This window comes from Lacticaseibacillus salsurivasis, from assembly GCF_036246225.1.
GTDB classification, from domain to species: Bacteria; Bacillota; Bacilli; order Lactobacillales; family Lactobacillaceae; genus Lacticaseibacillus; species Lacticaseibacillus salsurivasis.
In genome coordinates, this window is record NZ_BTTP01000003.1 from 77,065 (window position 1) to 95,729 (window position 18,665).

Genomic DNA, 18,665 nt, shown 5'->3' on the forward strand with positions numbered 1-18,665 from the left:
ATTGATTTGATTGACACTGAGTTTAGTCTGGTGAAAACCGTCTGTCAACATTTTTTGATTAAAAAATTTGAATTTGGCGACAAAGGCCTTAAAAAACAGTGTGCTAAAATAAAAGGAGGAGGCGAGTCAATGACCAACGTTAGCTTAACGTTACCCTTTGCAGGCGTGAGCAATGCTCGCACCTATCAAGCCCTGATCACCCGTGATGGGCAGCCCCTAAAAGGAGAGCTGCTGATCCGCAGCGGGCGGCTGGCGCACGCGACACCAGCGGATGTGGCGGCGCTGCAGGGGCTCAATGTCACCACTGTCATCGATTTACGCCTGCCCAGCGAGCAGGCGGCCAGTCCAGACGTTCAGTCGTCTGGGGTCCAGACCATCGCGGCGCCACTTGCCTCAGACGCGGTGACCGCAGCGTACCAAACGCTCCCAGCATTGTTTGCTTTTTTGCGGCATCACCAAGGCGCCGTTGACTGGATGATTGCCGGCTACCAAAACATGCTCCTTGAACCTGAGGAGCAGGGTAGCCTGGCAAAAATGTTGCATGCGGTCAGCGCAGCGCCTGGTGCCGTGCTCCTTCATTGCAGCGCCGGCAAGGACCGCACTGGCGTGGCTTGTGCCTTGCTGCTAGATGCACTGGGCGTTGACCGGAAATTCATCTATCAGGATTATCTGCTCACGAACACCGCTGATGCTGCCCACGCAGTTGCGTTGCGCCAAGCCTTAAGTGCAGCCGGCGGCACCGCAAGCATGCAAAAGGAACTCGCCGCGCTCGGCCGCGCCGATCAGCGTTATCTAGCGGCAGTCTTCACGCTCCTCGATACCCGGTTTGCCGGCAGTCGCGGTTTCATCCGCGAGACACTGGGCTTAGGCGAATCAGAATTACATCAGCTGCTGTCTAAATTTGCAGGCTAGGAGGTCATTTATGAAGGTATTATCTTTATTTGCTTTACCCGCCGCGGCGAAGGCCCAGCTGCCAGCCAATGTTACGTTGATTAGTCAGGCGGACTACACGCCAGACCAAGCGAGTCAAATTGACGTCATTTTAGGCTGGAACCATATCGCCCAGACGATTTTAGATGGTCCCAATCGGCTGAAATTTGTGCAAACCGTGTCTGCTGGCGTCGACTATTTACCGTTGGCGCAGCTCAAGGCGCAAGGCGTGGTGGTGGCGAACACCAGCGGCATTCACGCTGGACCCATTGCTAGCTCAACTTTGGCAATGATTTTGGCTTTTGCCCGGGGCTTGTTCCCAGCGGCGCACACTTGGGATAACGAGCAGCGCCGCGGCCAGCTCTGGTCTCTCGAGGGCAGCAAAGCCGTGATTTTTGGCACCGGTCACATCGGCCAGGCGATTGCTAAACAGCTGACTGCCCAAGGTATGCAAGTGTACGGCATCAGCCGCCATGGCGCGCCAGTGCTTGGCTTCATTGAGGTGGCCACTGATCAAATGGCAACCACTTGGGCCCAGGATGCGCAGGTGCTGGTCAATGTGATGCCGCTAACGGCCAGCACCACCCATTTCTTCAACGCCGCGTTTTTCACCCAGCTTGAAGCCGCTCCGCTGTTGGTCAACGTTGGCCGGGGCGAATCGGTGGATACCGCCGCCATGCTCGCTGCGCTTCATGCCGGCCAGCTCCGCGGCGCAGCGCTGGATGTCTTCGAAACCGAACCGCTACCAGCGGATTCGCCACTGTGGCAGGAGCAACAGGTGCTGATTACGCCGCATATTTCCGGCACCGTACCGCATTTGCGGGCTGCCGTGGCTGATATTTTCCTGCCGAACCTCAGCGCCTTTGCCGCCAGTGGCGAAATTATTAAGAATCAGGTGGACTTAACCGCCGGCTACTGATTTTTGATTAAAATACGGTTATACTAGCCATGTAATCGGTTACAACCAAAAGGAGGTTTTGCTCATGGCGCAACGCACCACTGAGATTATTGGCTTACTGGAGGATGCACTGTTAACCAAACGCCCGGTGAAAATTCACACCATGGATAAACGGACGTTAAAAGGCACGGTGTCGGCGATTCACCCGGGGACGGTTAAACCGTATCAGGAGCGGAGCACCGTCATCGTGGAAACACCCAAGGGGGCCAAGCGCCTTCAAGAATACGCGATTGCCAAGATTGCTTGGGCATAACCAAAGAACGGGCTGTGACAAAAGGCGGTTTTGGAGCCGACAGGTAGCCTTGCCATCCACCAAGTCCGGGCTATGGACTCGGTGGATGGCGTAGCTAGCTGCTCGGCTCCGGCCTTTTGGCACGTAACTCTGCTGGAATATTCGGAGTGAATCAAGGGGCTGTGACAGATGTCACAGCCCCTTTAGCTTGCCCTCAGCGGGTCAAAAGGTTGGTCAATGCCTCGGCATCGATGCCCGTGAAATAGGCATTGAGATCAAATGCCGCTAGGGCCTGTGCCACGTGCTCATGGTCATACTGGACGCCGGTCAACGCGGCTTGGAGCTCCGCGACATCTTTGGCGCCAAAGAAGTCACCGTAGAACTTGATGGCGGTAATTTTGCCGCCGGTGACGGTGAGGCGAGCATCAATGGTGCCCATGGTGAAGTGCTGCCGCTTTTTCAAAGTGAAGGCAGGGGATTTGCCGTAAACCCAATCCCAGTTGCTGTAAATCTCCTCATACAGCTGGTCGATGGCGGCTTGGTCCTCAGCGGTGACCTGGTACTCGCGGTCTTTGATTGCACTTAAATCGTTGGCGCCGAACAGCCGCAAGAGCAAAATGTCGCGAAATTCTGGTACCGTCAGCTGCTGGTACTCAGGGGCGAGGTAAGGCCGCAGATTCGTGACGCGGCTGCGGACACTTTGAATCCCTTTGCTGGCGAGTTTATCGGCCGGTACCTTCAACACCTCTGGCAGAACGCTTTGATCCACGTCGAGCATCAAAGTGCCATGTGAGAACGTCTTACCGTCGCGCGTGTACATGGCGCTGCCAGAGAATTTTTTACCATCCACCAGCATGTCATTACGCCCAGACACTTCGGCGGTGGTGGCGCCCATTTGATGCAAAGCATCCACAATCGGTTGCGTGAATGACTTAAAGTCGCCAAATTCCTCGGAATCCGCATCTACGACAAAGGAGAAACAAAGATTGCCCAAGTCTTGATAGACGGCCCCGCCGCCGGACAAGCGCCGCGTCACCACAATGTGATGCGCATCAACATAGTCTTGGTTGAGTTCCTCCTGGGTATTTTGGTTTCGGCCCACAATCACACAAGGTTCTTCGTAGTAAAACAGCAGCAAGGGTTCATCAAACTGTTTGTTATTCATCAGGTATTGTTCTGTAGCAAGATTACGGCGAATATCATGAGACTTCATGATCACATAGTACATTTTCCAGGCCTCCTTCTGTATCATGTCTATTGTATGCGCTGTCATACTTTTGGTAAAGGGATAACGTCTGGGCCTGGTGACTATTTCGGCGTAATGGGTGAAATGCCCGCGGGCTTGCGCTATAATTAGTCTTACATTAAATGCTGGTGAGAGAATCAGCGAAGGGAGTTCAGATAATGGCTGAGACACGATACCAAGACGATCTTTATGATGCCGTGAATGGCGGATGGGAGAAAACCGCCGTCATTGATCCAGATAAAACAAGCACTGGGGGCTTTAACGATTTGGCGGATGGGGTAGAAGCCCACCTGATGGCGGACTTTGCCGCGGTTTCGGCAGGGGACAAAACCGCCCCAGATCAGTACTTTGCCGCTGCGGTGAAGCTTTATGACCAAGCCAAAGATTTTAAGGCGCGCGACGCAGCTGGCATCCAGCCGGCACTGGACCGGTTGGCGCCGCTGAATGCCACCTCTGACTTGGCTGCCTTCAATGCCAAAGCCGCGGATTTGGAAGCCTCACTCTTCCCGATGCCGTTTGACCTCGGGGTTGAACCTGACATGAAGGACACCAGCGTCAACAAAATCATGCTGACTGGGCCGTCCACGATTTTGCCAGACACCACTTATTACACGCCTGACAACGAACAAGCCGCGCAGTTGCTCAAAGTGTGGAGCGACATGGTTTCAAAGCTCCTGGCGCAAACCGATTTGAGCGCCTCTGAGCAAAAGACTTATCTCGCTGATGCCTTGGCGTTTGATGCCGAGCTGGCTAAGCATGTCAAGAGCCGTGAAGAGTGGGCTGATTATCCGAAGATGTATAACCCGCAAAGCTTTGCGGAAGTAGCCGCACAGTTTGGGGACTTTGATTTCGCCGCTTTTGCGCAAGAGGCTTATGGCGAACAGCCAGCCACCATCATCGTGGGCGATCCGCGCTTCTTAAAGGAATTCACTCAGCTGTTTGGCGCGGCAACCTTTGACCGCTACAAGCACTGGGCCTATGTCAACGACTTACTGTCCAACACCGGCTACCTGAGTGAAGACCTGCGGCAGCTCGGCGGCACCTTTGGCCGCGCGTTGTCCGGCAATCCGGAAGCACCGAAGCAGATTAAGCACGCTTATCGTTTGGCGAATTCCTTCTTCTCCGAACCGATTGGCTTGTACTACGGCCGCACGTACTTTGGTGAAGCCGCGAAGGCCGATGTGACCAAGTTGGTCGAGAACATGATTGAGACCTACAAATCCCGCCTGCGCGACTCCAGCTGGCTGTCTGCGGAAACGAAGACCAAAGCCATTGTCAAACTCGACAAGATGGTCTTGAAGATGGGCTACCCCGACAAGGTCAACGAGGTCTATGACCGCTTCACCGTCGATGAAAAGGCCGACCTGTTAACCAACGTCACCGGCATCGCCGAAGCGCGCCATGCCTACAACGTTGAGCAGCTGCAAAAGCCGGTTGATCGCACCACATGGCTGATGCCTGGTCACTTAGTCAACGCTTGCTACGATCCTTCTCGCAACGATATCACGTTCCCAGCTGCCATTTTGCAGGCCCCATTTTACGCCTTGGATCAATCTGCCAGTGAGAACTACGGCGGGATTGGCGCTGTCATTGCCCACGAAATCTCCCATGGGTTCGACAACAATGGCGCGCAATTCGATGAATTCGGCAACATGGTCAACTGGTGGCAAGAAGCTGACTACGCGCACTTCAAGACCTTGACCCAGCAAATGATCGACGAGTTCGATGGTATTGAAACCAGTGCCGGCAAAGTGAACGGCAAGCTGATTGTCTCCGAAAACATTGCCGATGCTGGTGGTTTGGCGGCGGCGCTGCAAACGGCCAAGGCACAACCTGACGTTGATCTGAAGGCCTTCTTCACCAACTGGGCGCGGATCTGGCGGCAAAAGGCGCGGCCGGAATACATGAAATTCCTGCTGTCGATCGATGTGCATGCGCCAGCCAAGCTGCGGGCCAACATTCAACCGCGGAACTTGGATGACTGGTATGCCACCTTTGACGTGCAGCCAGGTGATGGCATGTACATTGCGCCTGAGAAGCGCGTTCACATTTGGTAATCACTGAAAGACGAGTTGCGGCTCGTCTTTTTTGGTGGGGCGGAATCAAAAAACGCAGGATCAACTGATCCTGCGTTTTTCGATTCAAACATTTAGTCAAAGTTGTAATCATCGTCGTTCATCGCTTCGACTTGACCCAAACGGTAGCCGTTACCGACTTGGGAGAAGAAGTCATGGTTGGCGGTGGAAGTCGAGATCCCGTTCATCACAATCGGGTTCACGTCCGCGGCCGTGTCCGGGAATAAGGGGTCCTGGCCCAAGTTCATCAACGCTTTGTTGGCGTTATACCGCAGGAAGGTCAACACTTCCTCCGTCCAACTGGTTTTGGCGTACAAGTCATTGGTGTAACCTTCCTCGTTGGCGTAGAGGTCATACAGCAAGTCATACATCCAATCGCGCATTTTGGCTTGTTCGTCATCGCTGAGGGCATTGAAGCCAAGCTGGAACTTGTAGCCGATGTAGGTGCCGTGCACACTTTCGTCGCGAATGATCAGCTTGATGATTTCCGCCACATTAGTGAGCTTGTTGTTGCCCAGATAGTACAGCGGGGTGAAGAAGCCAGAGTAGAAAAGGAAGGTTTCCAGGAAGACGGAAGCCACTTTCTTTTCCAGTGGGGTGCCGTTGTGATAGATGTCGTTGATTTTGTTGGCTTTGTATTGCAAATGCGGGTTGGAATTGGTCCATTCAAAAATCTCGTCGATTTCAGCTGGCGTATTTAGCGTGGAAAAAATCGTGGAATAGGATTTAGCATGCACGGATTCCATGAACTGAATGTTATTCAGCACCGCGCGTTCTTGCTGGGTGCGGATGTTTTGCATCAAACTATTCATGCCATCTTGACTCTGCAAGGTATCCAGCAAAGTCAGACCACCAAACACATGGCCGACGACCCATTGCTCGTCTTTGGTCAGCTTGCGCCAGTCATCCAAGTCATTGGACACCGGAATCCGCGTGTCGAGCCAAAATTGCTCAGTTAATTTTTCCCAAGTGGCTTTATCGATTTGATCTTCAATGTCGTTCCAGTTGATTGCGAGGTATTGCTTTTCTTCCGCCATGATGTCGCTCCTTTAAAGGTTATGTAAGAACCGTGGGGCGCCACGGCTCTCAAAGGCTGGCCATTGCTCAGTGCCAAAGGCGAGCTTTAGATCGAGCAGGATTCGCAGGCATTGCTGCCAATTTCTTCTTGATCATCGGTGTAGGTCCGGATGTAGTAAATGGACTTGATGCCTTTGTGATGGGCGTAGTTCCGCAGGATGTTCAAATCGCGGGTCGTCATCTTTTCAGTGCGGCCTTCCTTCCATGGGTAGAGGCCAGCTGGAATGGTGGAGCGCATGAACAGCGTCAGCGACATGCTCTGATCAACGTGGGCCTGCGCGGCAGCATAGACATCAATTTCCTTGCGCATATCGATATCGTAGGCACTCTTGTAGTAAGGCAGGGTGTCGTTGGACAACCCTGGTGCTGGGTAGTAAATCGTCCCAATCTTCTTTTCCTGCCGATCTTCGATGCGGTTGACGATTGGCTGCAGGGAAGCAGAGGTGTCATTGATGTAAGAAATTGAGCCATTTGGCGCTACGGCGAGCCGGTTTTGGTGGTACAAACCGTCCTTCATCACCGCCGCCTTCAGGGCTGCCCAGTCTTCAGCGGTCGGCACATGAATGTCAGCGAACAGCGCCTTGACCTTAGCCGTCTTTGGCGCAAAGTCTTCAGTCAGATACTTGTCAAAATAGCTGCCATCAGCGTACTTGCTGGCGGCAAAATTGTGGAAGACCTGGCCGCGTTCAGCCGCAATCTTGTTGGAGGCCTTGAGGCTGTAGTAATTCAGCAGCAGGAAATAGACATTGGTGAAGTCCAGTGCTTCTTCATCGCCGTAAGCCATGTGGTTCAAGGCAAAATAGGTATGCAAGCCCATGGCCCCCAGGCCAATGGAGTGGGCCAGTTCATTGCCGTGCTGCACGGACGGCACCACATCGATGTTGCTGGTGTCGGTGACGAAGGTCAAGGCCCGGACCATGGATTCCACACTCTTGCCAAAATCAGGACTCTTCATCAGGTTAGGAATGTTGGTGGAGCCTAGGTTGCAGGAAACATCTGTCCCCAGCACATCGTAACCCTGGGCATTGTTGATCACGCTTGGGGTTTGCACCTGCATGATTTCAGAGCAAAGGTTACTCATGATGATTTTGCCGGCGATCGGGGAAGCATTGTTAGCGGTATCGATGTTAACGATGTACGGATAGCCGGATTCTTGCTGGAGCTTGGAGATTTCGTTTTCCAGGTCGCGGGCCTTCAGCTTGTACTTCTTGATCTTCGGATTAGCCACCAGGTTGTCGTATTCCTTGGTGATGTCGATGTAGGAGAACGGCTGTCCGTATTCCCGCTCCACGGAATGCGGGGAGAAGAGGTACATATCAGCGTCTTCACGGACCAGTTCATAATATTTATCCGGGACGATGACACCGAGGCTCAGGGTCTTCAGGCGGTACTTTTCGTCGGCATTTTCTTTCTTCGCGCCAAGGAAGCTAATAATATCAGGATGGAACACGTTCAAATAAACCACGCCGGCCCCTTGGCGTTGGCCGAGCTGGTTGGAATAGGAAAAACTGTCTTCCAGCAATTTCATGACCGGTAAAACGCCACTGGCGGCGCCATCGATGCCTTTAATCGGGGCACCGGCTTCACGCAAGTTTGACAAGGTCAACCCCACGCCGCCACCAATGCGTGACAGTTCCAAAGCCGAGTTGATGGCCCGGCCAATCGAATTCATATCATCGGACACCTGGAGCAAGAAACACGACACCAATTCACCACGGCGCTGGCGCCCAGCGTTCAAAAACGAAGGGGTCGCCGGCTGATAGCGCTGGTGAATCATTTCATCGGCTAACGCGATCGCCAACTCTTCATTCCCGTCGGCAAAATAGAGCGCATTGGCAAAGACACGGTCCTTGAAATCTTCCAAGTAGTATTCGTTGTCATCAGTCTTCAAGGCGTATTGCGCGTAGAACTTGTATGCCGCCATGAACGACTTGAACTCAAAATGGGCATTGGTTAAAAAGTCGTTGAGCTGTTCTAAGAAGGCCGGCTGGTACTTATCCAGCATCGCTGCTTCATAGTAGTCATGCTCCACCAAGTAGGCGAGGCGATCCGTCAGCGAAGCAAAAGTCTTCGTGTTCGGAATCACATTTTCTTTCAGAAAGGCCTGCAGCGCCGCCTTGTCCTTCGCCAACGGAATCTGCCCATCCACTGGAATGTTGATTTCGTTGTTCAACGCGTAATAGGTTACTTCATCTGGTTTGATCTCACTGAGTGCCATATTGTCACCACTTTCACAAGGATTAGGGGTCAAAAAAAGCTGGCGCTTAGCCAGCCAGTTGCTTCAATGCTTCTGGGCGGAACCCGTAAAAGGATTTCAGGCCATCTGCTTCCAGCACCGGAACGGCTTGGAACCCTTGATCCTTCAGGTAACCGATGTATTCAGGTTCTTCGTTGATGTTGTGTTCAACGAAAGAAATGTTGTGCGTCTTCAGGTAATTCTTTGTCATGCGGCATTGTGGACAGCCGTTTTTGGTAAATAACGTAATATTGCTCATGTTCGTCACGCTTTCTGTTTTTGATGATGGCTTTATCATACTGGATATTGTATATGGTGTCAAATAAAAACACCACATCTTGTGGGCAAAAAGTCAGACCCCAAGATATGGTGTTCCCCCGAACTGATAACAACAATTATACCCCGCCTGTCCAAATAAGAGAAGCCCTTGGACACTTTATTTTTCACCACGACTGCAACTCGTTATAATAGAAGGTGATCAAAGGAGATGTTTAGCATGAACGCTGATAAGAAAGCCGACCATGCCGCCGAAGTTGACATGGTCGATGGTCTAATTGATTACGCCAACCAACACGCCCACACCAAGGACGTGGCCCAAGCGGTCCTAGCTGCCGCCACGCCGGACCTCACCGGTTTGGACGCTTTATTCAAGGACGGGGGTATCGAACGCAAAGATTTTCTCGCCATTGCCACTGGCTACATCACCGACCGCTATCACTTGACCGGTGACGAGCTCGCCAGCAAGCGCAATGAACTGATTGCCGCGGCCATTCGCATTCTCAAAGATAATCCCAAAGCCTTTGACGCCTGGGTGCGGTAGACTGGGCACTGAAGGGGGCAGCTGAACCGCCGCCTAAGCCAAAAAAACCGTCCTGATGCCTCGCATCAGGACGGTTTTACTTTACTGGAGTTACAGAATCGGTGACAGCAGCCGCGAAGCGTACTGCTTGAACCGCAACCAACGGCCTTGGCTGCGAATGACTGCGGCAGACAGGAAGAGGCTTTCCTTTTGATCCGCCTCGAAGGCCTCAGTCAGCTGGTGGGCAATGGCCTCGTCGTAAACGAAGGCGTTGACCTCGAAATTTAATTTGAAGCTACGAATATCGAAGTTTGCTGAGCCGACACTAGCAATCGCATCATCGACAATCAGCGTCTTGGCATGCAAGAACCCATGCTGGTAGTGGTAAACCTTGATGCCAAAGCGGCTGAGATAATTGGCGTAATACTGCGTCGCCCGGAAAATGAAGGGGTGATCCGGCATATCCGGGACCATCACCCGCACATCAATCCCGGCCAGCGCCGCAGTGATCAACGCATCCATCGCAGTATCATCAGGAATCAGGTAGGGGGTTTGAAGCCAAACGGACTTGGTGGCGCTGGCAATCATTTTGACGTAGCCATATTTGATTTGTTGGGCATTGGAGTCGGGCCCGCTGGCCACAATTTGCATCGGCGTGGCACCGACATGCGCCACTCGCACGTTTTCTCGCGTGATGGCATCGGTCGCGTAGGGCTCGGCTTGATCATCTGGCACAGTCGCATTCCAGTCCATCAAAAACTGCATTTTCAAGGCGTAAACCGTGTTACCGACAATCCGCAAGTGCGTGTCGCGCCAAAAACCAAATTTCGGCTTGCGCGAAACGTACTGGTCGCCGACGTTAAAGCCGCCGATGTAGCCGACTTCATCATCAATCACCACCACTTTCCGGTGCAGCCTGTAGTTCAAGCGAAAGTCTAGGAACAAATGCTGCGAGCTGAAGTAGGCTTCCGCCTTGCCGCCAGCTTCAAGCAGGGGGGCCCAGAACTTCGGGCCAGCACCCATACTGCCCCAGGCATCATACAGCACCTTAACCTCAACGCCAGCTTTGGCCTTGGCAATCAAATGGTCCCGGAGCTCGGTGCCAAGCTGGTCGGCATAAATGGTGTAGTATTCGATGAACACATGATCCGTCGCCGCATCGATATCAGCAAACAGGGCGGCAAATTTTTTCTCGCCATCGAAATAGAGCGTCACGTCATTGCTGCCAAGCACAGGGGCGTTGGCCGTATTCAAGAATAACGTGGTGAGCTCTTTGGCAGCCGGCGAAGCCACCGCCGCTGGCAACAACTGACCATGGGTGTTCGCGCGCTTTTGCATCGCCACGAAGGCTTTGACCCCACGGTGATACTCGGTTTGAATGGCCCGCACTTTCTTGGCGGATAGCCCGCGGCCGGCGAACAGGTACAAGCCGAACCCGATGACCGGCAGGAAAATCAACACCATCAGCCACGCCCAGGTGGTCGGAATATCTCGAACTTCCCGCAGCACGGTGAAAATCGCGGCAAGCGTGTTCAGAACTAAAATGGCAACAATCAAGCTACTGACAAGTGACATAACGGCCTCCTGGCGCGTGACATGGGCAATTGTGGGTTTACTTACAAAAGATAAGCTGATACACTAATATTATCCTAAAGATGAAAGAGGTATTTCCTGTGAACAATGACTTACTTAACCTGTTGAAGCAGCGCCGCTCAATTTATGCCTTGGGCAAAAACGTCAAGCAAAGCGATGACGAAATCGTGGACCTGGTCGAAAATGTGATTCAGGCCACACCATCCGCTTTCAACTCGCAAACGACGCGGGCGGTCTTCTTATTCGGCGCTAAGCACGATGCCTTGTGGGACATTGTGGTCAAGCGGCTGAAGTCAGAAGTCCCAACTGAAGCAGCCTATGAAGCCACCAAGCAGAAGATTGCCAGTTTCAAAGCGGCTTACGGCACCATCTTGTATCTGACCGACGAACCCATTGTCCGCAAGCTGGAACAAGATTTCCCGCTGTATGCTGATAATTTTGCCACCTGGGCAGAACAAGCACAAGGTTCCAGTCAGCTGAACGCCTGGGTGGCCTTGGCCAACAACGGTATCGGCGCGAGCCTGCAGCATTATAACCCGATTATCGACGAGCTGGTACGCGATGAATTCAACTTGCCAGCCACCTGGACGCTGCGCGCTCAGATGCCATTTGGCTCGATCGAAGCCCCAGCGCAACCAATCGAAAAGATGGCCAAAGCCGATCAGTTCAAAGTGTTGAAGTAATCTCATTAAAGCTAAATGACTAGGCCTGAGCAATCAGGCCTTTTCTTGTGCCTCGGCAAGGTGGAGGCCTTGTTGCGCCAGCATATGCGCGCCTTGATTTTGCTTATCGGGAATCCATTGCCAAACCACCAATGAGAACTGGTCGCACAAGGCGAGCAATTTTGTGACATAATCACCATAGTGCTTGGCGTAGCGTTTATTCAGGGCATCAATTACGATTTGAGAGTCGCTGTAGAAGCTGACGGGGCCAGTGAGGTCTCGGTCCAAAAGGGCCTGAAATCCAGCAATAGCAGCCAGAAACTCGGCTTCGTGGTTGGCCATTGGGGGCAGCGGTTGATGAAGCTGAATCTGTTCTTTGGCCGCCACAATCAAAATCCCAATCCCGCCAAGCCCATGATTGCCTTTTATGGCTGCATCTGTGTATAGTTTAACCATCATTGTTCTCCAAGGAAGTGTGACTGTGAAGAAGCGGTTTTTGATTCAACCCGCGTGGCTCGATTTTAGCATGTTTTGGGCGGTGATCGTGCTCGGAATCTCAATATCGGTCATTGTGCAAATGGAATTAGTCGGCTATGGGCCCATCAGCTGGGTGGCAGTCGTGATTTTGCTGGTCACGCTGCTGGTCGCGGGACTGCAGGTGTGGCGCTCGCAACTCATCATCACTGATCAGCTAGTGACCATCCGGCGGCTGCTACCAGGCAACACACTGGCCGTGCCGCCGCTGCATATCACCGCCATGCAAGTGGGTCGTCATCAGATTCGCCTGCAAACCACTGATTACGGTTGGCTGACCTTGGTGCATTTTGGCCGTCAAGCGGCTTTGACGGCAGCGTTGGAATCGGTCATTTTGCAAAACGAAAGGGGATAACCGTCGTGTCTGATATTGAAATTGCCCAAGCAAATGAAGCTACCGAAATGAAACCCATCACGGAAATCGGCGCCATGGTCGGCTTAAGTGCCGATGATTTGGAACTTTACGGCAAAAGCAAAGCCAAGCTCACCCTGGCCGCCTTGAAGCGCCTGCGCCAACAGCCGCAAGGCAAGCTGGTGTTGGTCACTTCTATCAATCCCACACCAGCTGGCGAAGGCAAGTCAACGGTGACGATTGGCTTAGGTGACGCCTTGCGCCTGCGCGGCCAAAATGCCGTCATCGCGCTGCGGGAACCTTCGCTCGGCCCGGTGATGGGCATGAAAGGCGGCGCCACTGGTGGCGGCTATTCCCAAGTCGTACCCATGGAAGACATCAATCTGCATTTCACTGGCGACATGCACGCCTTAACCACTGCCGTCGATACCTTAGCCGCCTTGATTGATAATCATCTGCAGCAAGGCAATGCCTTGAATATCGATCCCCGCCGGATTTTATGGCGGCGGGTGCTGGATATCAATGATCGCGCCTTGCGCCATGTGACCATTGGCCTCGGCGGGGTGACCTCAGGGGTCCCGCGGGAAACCGAGTTTGATATCACCGTTGCCAGCGAATTGATGGCGATTTTGTGTTTGGCCGAAGATTTGGCTGACCTCAAGGCCCGGATTGCCCGGATTGTGATTGGTTACACCTATGACCGCACCCCAGTGACGGTGGCGGATTTAGGGGTCACCGGCGCCATTGCCATGCTGCTGCGCGATGCCATCAAACCGAACCTGGTGCAAACCTTGGCCCACACCCCAACTTTGATTCACGGCGGCCCGTTTGCCAACATTGCTCATGGCTGCAACTCGATTCTAGCGACGCGCACGGCGCTGGCGCTAGGGGACATTGCCATTACTGAGGCCGGCTTTGGCGCTGATCTCGGCGGCGAGAAGTTCATGGATATCACCGCGCCTGCGTTAGGCAAAACACCTGACGTGGTGGTGATTGTTGCGACTGTGCGGGCCCTCAAGTACAACGGCGGCCAAAAACTGGCCACGTTGACCGAAGAGGACCGGCCGGCCTTGCAAGCCGGATTTGTCAACCTGAAACGCCACATTCACAACATGAAGCGCTATGGCGTACCAGTGGTGGTCGCCATCAATGAATTCGCCACGGACACCGAAGCCGAACTCAATGATCTCATCAGCTTGTGCGAAGCGGCTGGGGCCACTGCGGTGCGGGCCAACGTGTGGGGCGAAGGCGGCCATGGCGGTTTGGCGCTAGCCGATGCCGTCACGACTGCGCTTCAGCAGCCGACGGACTTCACACCGCTGTATGACAACGCCGCCGCCCCGAAAGCCAAGATCGAGACGATTGTGCAGCAGATTTATGGCGGGAGCGATGTCGTCTATGACCACAAGGCGGAGCTGGCTTTGAAGACGATTGCCAAAAATGGCTGGGACCAGCTACCCATCTGCATGGCCAAGACGCAGTATTCGTTTTCGGATGATGCCAAAGCCTTAGGTGCACCCAGCGATTTCACCATTCATGTGCGTGATGTGGTGCCGCGGCTCGGCGCCGGGTTCCTGGTGGTGATGACTGGGTCGGTGCTGACCATGCCAGGGCTGCCAAAACAACCAGCGGCGTTGAACATGGATGTCTCTGATGATGGTGTGATTTCTGGTTTGTTCTAGGAGGTTCAATGTGATTGTTTCAATGATTGTGGTGGCGCTACTGGTGGCGCTGGATCAGGTGGTGAAGGCCTGGGTCGTGGCCCACATTGCCGTCGGGGAAACCATAGCGTTTTTACCAGGACTGGCTTTGACTCATTTGCAAAATGATGGCGCCGCTTTTTCCATGCTCCGCGGGCAGCAATGGTTCTTCTATTTGATCACGGTGATCTCGCTGGTGGTGGTGGCCTGGCTATGGCGCGATGCCAAGCACAGCCGCTTCTATAAGGCCGGGTTGGTACTGATTTTGGCCGGGACCCTAGGCAACTTTATCGATCGGTTGCGGTTTGGCGCGGTCACTGACATGTTTGAAACCACCTTTATGAACTTTGCCATTTTCAACGTGGCGGATGCCTGCTTAACCATCGGCGTCATCATCGTGGTGATTTATTTGCTGTTCATGGACGGAAAGGAGCGCCCGTCACGTTAGCCTTCACAATCAGCACCCAAAGCGGCCGACTGGATAAGGTGATTGCCGACCAATATCCGGATTTTACCCGCTCGCAGGTGCAAAAATGGCTCGCGGCTGGCCTGGTTCAGCTTAATGGCCAAGCCGCCAAAGGCAAGGAAAAAGTCCAACTCGGTGACCAAATTCGCCTGGACCCGCCAGCACCCACACCGCTGGAAGCCAAACCGGAACCGATGCCCTTGGATATTGTGTACGAAGACGACCAGGTGATTGTCGTCAACAAGCCGCAGGGCATGGTGGTGCATCCGGCGCCGGGGCATCCTGATGGCACGTTGGTCAACGGCTTGTTGGCGCACACCACGTTTGCCGGCATCAATGATGTGCTGCGGCCAGGGATTGTCCATCGCATCGACAAGGATACCAGTGGGCTCTTAATGGTCGCCAAAACGCAAACGGCGATGCTGAGCTTATCTGCCCAGCTCAAAGCCAAAACCACCCAGCGCGAATACTGGGCGATTGTGCATGGCCGCTTTAAGGCAGCCAGTGGCACGGTGGAAGCGCCGCTCGCGCGGGATCCGAAAGATCGCAAGCGCCAGGCCATTGTCGAAGGCGGACGGCGCGCAGTGACGCATTACACGGTGCTGGAACAATTCGACCATTACGCCTTGGTCAAGTGTGTGCTGGAAACCGGTCGCACCCATCAAATCCGGGTGCACATGGCGGCTTTGCATCACCCTTTGGCCGGCGATCCCTTGTACGGCCCGCGGGTGACCTTACCCAACGCCGGTCAGTTCTTGCATGCGCGGCTGCTGGGCTTTGAGCACCCAACGTCAGGCGAGCACTTGACCTTCACTGCTGAACCGCCAGCGCTGTTTCAAGAAACTTTGGCGGATTTGCGGGCAGGCATTGACAAGACGCGGCGGGTTCGCTAGACTTACGGTAACTTAATAAGAGCACCTTTAACTAAGTCCAGAGAGGCTTGGAAGGTCACGTGTCTGCTGCGGCAGACGATAGGTTCGCATAGGCCGCCTTCTATACCCAAACTGGATATAGGAGGCGGCTTTTTTGGTCAGATGACCAAGGAAAGGAAGAACAATGGCAAAACAAGTGGTAGACGCAGTAACCATGCAGCGCGCTTTGACCCGGATTACGTATGAGATTATCGAGCAAAACAAGGCGTTAGACGAATTGGTGCTGGTGGGCATCAAAACGCGCGGCATTTATCTCGCCGAGCGTATCGCCAGCCGCCTCAAGCAGCTAGAAAACGTGGATGTGCCAGTGGGGGAGCTTGATATTCGCTTGTATCGCGATGATGTGCACAAGGCCGATCACCGCCAGCAGCCGGATGTGACCGGGAGCAGCTTGCCGGTTTCCATCACCGACAAACATGTGATTTTGGTCGACGATGTGATTTTCACCGGCCGCACCATTCGCGCCGCGCTGGATGCTTTGATGGATCAGGGCCGGCCGCAGCAAATTAGCCTGGCGGTCTTGGTCGATCGCGGCCACCGCGAACTGCCGATCCGGCCAGATTTTGTCGGCAAGAACATTCCGACTTCGCGGCATGAGGAAATCAACGTGGCCGTTAGTGAAATTGACGGCCAAGATGGCATCTCAATCGGTCAACTGGAGGATTAGCATGAAAGCATATCATGATGATGACGCGATTTTAGATATTCACGATAAACCCAAGTTCGGCCAATGGCTGGGCTTATCCATTCAGCACTTGTTCGCTATGTTTGGCTCCACTGTCCTGGTGCCCATTCTGGTTGGCCTGGATCCCAGCATTGCCCTGTTCTCCAGCGGGGTCGGGACGCTTTTATACATTCTCATCACCCGCGGTAAAATTCCCGCTTACATGGGCTCGAGTTTCTCCTTCATCGTGGTGATGCAGGCTTTGATGAAAGGCGCCGGTTACCCGGCCATTGCCCAAGGCACCATCGCGGTCGGCTGCGTCTACCTGGTGGTGGCTTTGATTGTGAACTTTGCCGGCTCCGCTTGGATCGACAAAACCTTGCCGCCGATCGTGGTGGGGCCGATTGTCATGGTGATTGGCCTGAGCCTGGCCGGCACCGCGGCGACCGACGCCACGATGCGTACCATTTCCGCCACTAAGAGCGTCTACGACATCCGCTACTTCATCGTCGCAATTGCCACGTTGGCTGCGACCATCATTTACAACATGTACTTAAAAAAATTCATCAGCTTGTTGCCAATTTTGCTGGGCCTGATTACCGGCTACATCTTGGCGCTTTTGATGGGGATTGTGGACTTTACGCCTGTGATGCAGGCCAAATGGTTCTCACTGCCAGCCTTTCAAATCCCATTTTTGACTTACCAGCCGCACTTATACTTAGATGCCATTTTGAGCATGGCGCCGATTGCCTTTGTCACCATGACTGAGCACATGGGTCACATTATGGTGCTTGATGAAATGACGCACCGCAACTTCTTCAAAGATCCTGGGCTGAACCACACCTTGGCTGGGGACGGGACGGCTTCCATTATTGCCGGTTTCGTCGGCGGCCCGCCAGTGACCTCTTACGGGGAAAACATCGGCGTCATGGCCATGACCAAGGTCCACAGCGTGTGGGTGATTGGCGGGGCCGCCGGGTTCGCGGTGCTCTTCGCTTTTATCGGTAAGCTGTCAGCGCTCATTCGCACCATTCCCAGTCCGGTCATCGGCGGGATTTCATTCCTGCTCTTCGGGGTCATTGCCTCCAACGGGCTGAAGGTGCTGATTGATAACAAGATTGATTTCGGCTTAAAGCGTAACTTGATGATTGGTTCGACCATTTTGGTCATTGGGATTGGCGGCACCACCTTGCAGCTGGGCAGCTTCATGTTCAGCGGCATCGCCTTAGCCACCGTGATTGGCATTTTCCTGAACTTTGTGCTGCCACAACGCGCAGCAAATGAGGAGGAACCGGCAATTGAAAAACATTGAGCATTTTGTCTCAGCCGCGCAAGTCGATCCAGACTTTGCCGAAAGTTTAATTGCCCGCGCTGAAGCCTTTAAGGCCGGCGCCAAGCCGCAACTTGACTTGCCGTACTACGCGGCTAACTTATTCTTCGAAAACAGCACCCGCACGCACACCAGCTTTGAAATGGCCGAGCGCAAACTAGGGATGACGGTATTGCCATTCAATCCCAGTCAAAGTTCCACCACTAAAGGCGAAACCTTAGGCGACACCTTGCGCACGCTGGCCGCCATCGGGGTGCAAGTCGCCGTCATTCGTCATCCAGCAGACGATTACTATGAACCGTTGATTGCAGACCACATCCCACTGCACATCGTGAATGCCGGCGACGGCGCCGGTCAGCATCCTTCCCAAATGATGCTGGATCTGATGACCATCAGAGAAGAATTCGGTCACTTCAAAGGCCTGAAAGTCGGCATCGTCGGCGATTTGGCGCATTCCCGCGTCGCCCGCAGCGATATGGCGATGCTGACACAGCTCGGCGCCAAGGTCAGCTTCTCTGGGCCGCGCGCTTGGTACAACGCCGATTTTGCCGAATTTGGGCCTTATGTCCCGCTATCAGCATTAGCCAAGGAAGTCGATGTGCTGATGCTGCTGCGGGTGCAACTCGAACGCCTCAGCGCCGCCGAACGCAGCGAATTCTCGGCTGAAACTTACCATGAGCGGTTTGGGGTCACCCAAGCCATTTACGATAGCATGAAACCCACCGCCATCATCATGCATCCCGCCCCGGTCAACCGCGGGGTGGAGATCCAAAGTGATTTGGTTGAAGCCAGTCGCTCCCGGATTTTCAAACAGATGCACAACGGCGTGTTTATGCGCATGGCCATGCTTGAGGCCGTGTGCCAACCCCATTAGCTGAG

19 protein-coding genes are annotated in these 18,665 nt (G+C 53.8%); 13 read left to right on the plus strand and 6 right to left on the minus strand.

Translation table 11 applies throughout. The features are described 5' to 3' along the window. Positions 1 to 129 precede the first annotated feature (129 nt). From AAA927_RS03865 to AAA927_RS03875, 3 genes are all read left to right on the plus strand, one after another. On the plus strand, positions 130 to 912 hold the full coding sequence (locus AAA927_RS03865) for a tyrosine-protein phosphatase (RefSeq protein WP_338215899.1): 783 nt from the start codon (positions 130 to 132) through the stop codon (positions 910 to 912). Between the two features lie 10 nt (positions 913 to 922). Next, positions 923 to 1,849: an NAD(P)-dependent oxidoreductase gene (locus AAA927_RS03870; RefSeq protein ID WP_338215901.1), complete on the plus strand. Its 927-nt coding sequence runs from the start codon at positions 923 to 925 to the stop codon at positions 1,847 to 1,849. A gap of 64 nt (positions 1,850 to 1,913) precedes the next feature. Further along, positions 1,914 to 2,141, plus strand: a complete 228-nt coding sequence (locus tag AAA927_RS03875) for a hypothetical protein (protein WP_125579017.1) — start codon at positions 1,914 to 1,916, stop codon at positions 2,139 to 2,141. 193 nt (positions 2,142 to 2,334) lie between these two features. Here the strand turns inward: AAA927_RS03875 and lplA are convergent, their stop codons facing one another. Beyond that, positions 2,335 to 3,348: a lipoate--protein ligase gene (gene lplA / locus AAA927_RS03880; protein WP_338215903.1), complete on the minus strand. Its 1,014-nt coding sequence runs from the start codon at positions 3,346 to 3,348 to the stop codon at positions 2,335 to 2,337. 173 nt (positions 3,349 to 3,521) lie between these two features. Here lplA and AAA927_RS03885 point away from each other — a divergent pair, with 173 nt between their 5' ends. Next, positions 3,522 to 5,423, plus strand: coding sequence for a M13 family metallopeptidase (locus tag AAA927_RS03885; protein WP_338216131.1), 1,902 nt, complete (start codon positions 3,522 to 3,524; stop codon positions 5,421 to 5,423). Positions 5,424 to 5,515: 92 nt separating this feature from the next. Here AAA927_RS03885 and nrdF read toward each other — a convergent pair whose 3' ends face one another. The 3 genes from nrdF to nrdH all read right to left on the minus strand — a co-directional run bounded on the left by nrdF (position 5,516) and on the right by nrdH (position 9,013). After that, a complete protein-coding gene (gene nrdF / locus AAA927_RS03890) occupies positions 5,516 to 6,478 on the minus strand; it encodes a class 1b ribonucleoside-diphosphate reductase subunit beta (RefSeq protein ID WP_338215905.1) in 963 nt (320 codons plus the stop codon). An 86-nt stretch (positions 6,479 to 6,564) separates the two neighbouring features. After that, a complete protein-coding gene (nrdE, locus tag AAA927_RS03895) occupies positions 6,565 to 8,736 on the minus strand; it encodes a class 1b ribonucleoside-diphosphate reductase subunit alpha (protein ID WP_338215908.1) in 2,172 nt (723 codons plus the stop codon). A 46-nt stretch (positions 8,737 to 8,782) separates the two neighbouring features. After that, positions 8,783 to 9,013 (minus strand): glutaredoxin-like protein NrdH, encoded by a 231-nt coding sequence (nrdH, locus tag AAA927_RS03900; RefSeq protein WP_125579013.1) that lies wholly within the window; start codon positions 9,011 to 9,013, stop codon positions 8,783 to 8,785. Between the two features lie 237 nt (positions 9,014 to 9,250). Between nrdH and AAA927_RS03905 the strand changes: the two genes are divergently transcribed. Next, a complete protein-coding gene (locus AAA927_RS03905) occupies positions 9,251 to 9,574 on the plus strand; it encodes a hypothetical protein (protein WP_338215911.1) in 324 nt (107 codons plus the stop codon). A gap of 90 nt (positions 9,575 to 9,664) precedes the next feature. Here AAA927_RS03905 and cls read toward each other — a convergent pair whose 3' ends face one another. After that, entirely contained in the window at positions 9,665 to 11,128 is a 1,464-nt protein-coding gene (gene cls, locus AAA927_RS03910; RefSeq protein ID WP_125579011.1) for a cardiolipin synthase, read from the minus strand. 98 nt (positions 11,129 to 11,226) lie between these two features. Between cls and AAA927_RS03915 the strand changes: the two genes are divergently transcribed. After that, positions 11,227 to 11,829, plus strand: coding sequence for a nitroreductase family protein (locus AAA927_RS03915; RefSeq protein ID WP_338215913.1), 603 nt, complete (start codon positions 11,227 to 11,229; stop codon positions 11,827 to 11,829). Between the two features lie 33 nt (positions 11,830 to 11,862). Here AAA927_RS03915 and AAA927_RS03920 read toward each other — a convergent pair whose 3' ends face one another. Further along, positions 11,863 to 12,264, minus strand: a complete 402-nt coding sequence (locus AAA927_RS03920) for a ribonuclease HI family protein (protein WP_125579009.1) — start codon at positions 12,262 to 12,264, stop codon at positions 11,863 to 11,865. A 25-nt stretch (positions 12,265 to 12,289) separates the two neighbouring features. Between AAA927_RS03920 and AAA927_RS03925 the strand changes: the two genes are divergently transcribed. The 7 genes from AAA927_RS03925 to AAA927_RS03955 all read left to right on the plus strand — a co-directional run bounded on the left by AAA927_RS03925 (position 12,290) and on the right by AAA927_RS03955 (position 18,660). Next, positions 12,290 to 12,697 carry an EbsA family protein gene (locus AAA927_RS03925; RefSeq protein ID WP_338215916.1) on the plus strand — a complete coding sequence of 136 codons (408 nt, stop codon included), beginning with the start codon at positions 12,290 to 12,292 and terminating at the stop codon, positions 12,695 to 12,697. Positions 12,698 to 12,702: 5 nt separating this feature from the next. Beyond that, the gene (locus AAA927_RS03930) at positions 12,703 to 14,376 is read left to right on the plus strand and encodes a formate--tetrahydrofolate ligase (RefSeq protein WP_338215919.1); all 1,674 of its coding nucleotides are present in this window, start codon (positions 12,703 to 12,705) and stop codon (positions 14,374 to 14,376) included. Between the two features lie 10 nt (positions 14,377 to 14,386). Next, on the plus strand, positions 14,387 to 14,842 hold the full coding sequence (gene lspA, locus AAA927_RS03935; RefSeq protein WP_338215922.1) for a signal peptidase II: 456 nt from the start codon (positions 14,387 to 14,389) through the stop codon (positions 14,840 to 14,842). An 8-nt stretch (positions 14,843 to 14,850) separates the two neighbouring features. Continuing rightward, the gene (locus AAA927_RS03940) at positions 14,851 to 15,753 is read left to right on the plus strand and encodes an RluA family pseudouridine synthase (protein ID WP_338216132.1); all 903 of its coding nucleotides are present in this window, start codon (positions 14,851 to 14,853) and stop codon (positions 15,751 to 15,753) included. Between the two features lie 163 nt (positions 15,754 to 15,916). Further along, positions 15,917 to 16,459, plus strand: coding sequence for a bifunctional pyr operon transcriptional regulator/uracil phosphoribosyltransferase PyrR (pyrR, locus tag AAA927_RS03945; RefSeq protein ID WP_125579004.1), 543 nt, complete (start codon positions 15,917 to 15,919; stop codon positions 16,457 to 16,459). A gap of 1 nt (position 16,460) precedes the next feature. Next, the gene (locus AAA927_RS03950) at positions 16,461 to 17,768 is read left to right on the plus strand and encodes a uracil-xanthine permease family protein (RefSeq protein ID WP_338215925.1); all 1,308 of its coding nucleotides are present in this window, start codon (positions 16,461 to 16,463) and stop codon (positions 17,766 to 17,768) included. Continuing rightward, positions 17,737 to 18,660 (plus strand): aspartate carbamoyltransferase catalytic subunit, encoded by a 924-nt coding sequence (locus AAA927_RS03955; protein WP_338215926.1) that lies wholly within the window; start codon positions 17,737 to 17,739, stop codon positions 18,658 to 18,660. The genes AAA927_RS03950 and AAA927_RS03955 overlap by 32 nt, the downstream gene beginning before the upstream one ends. The last annotated feature ends 5 nt before the right edge of the window (positions 18,661 to 18,665 follow it).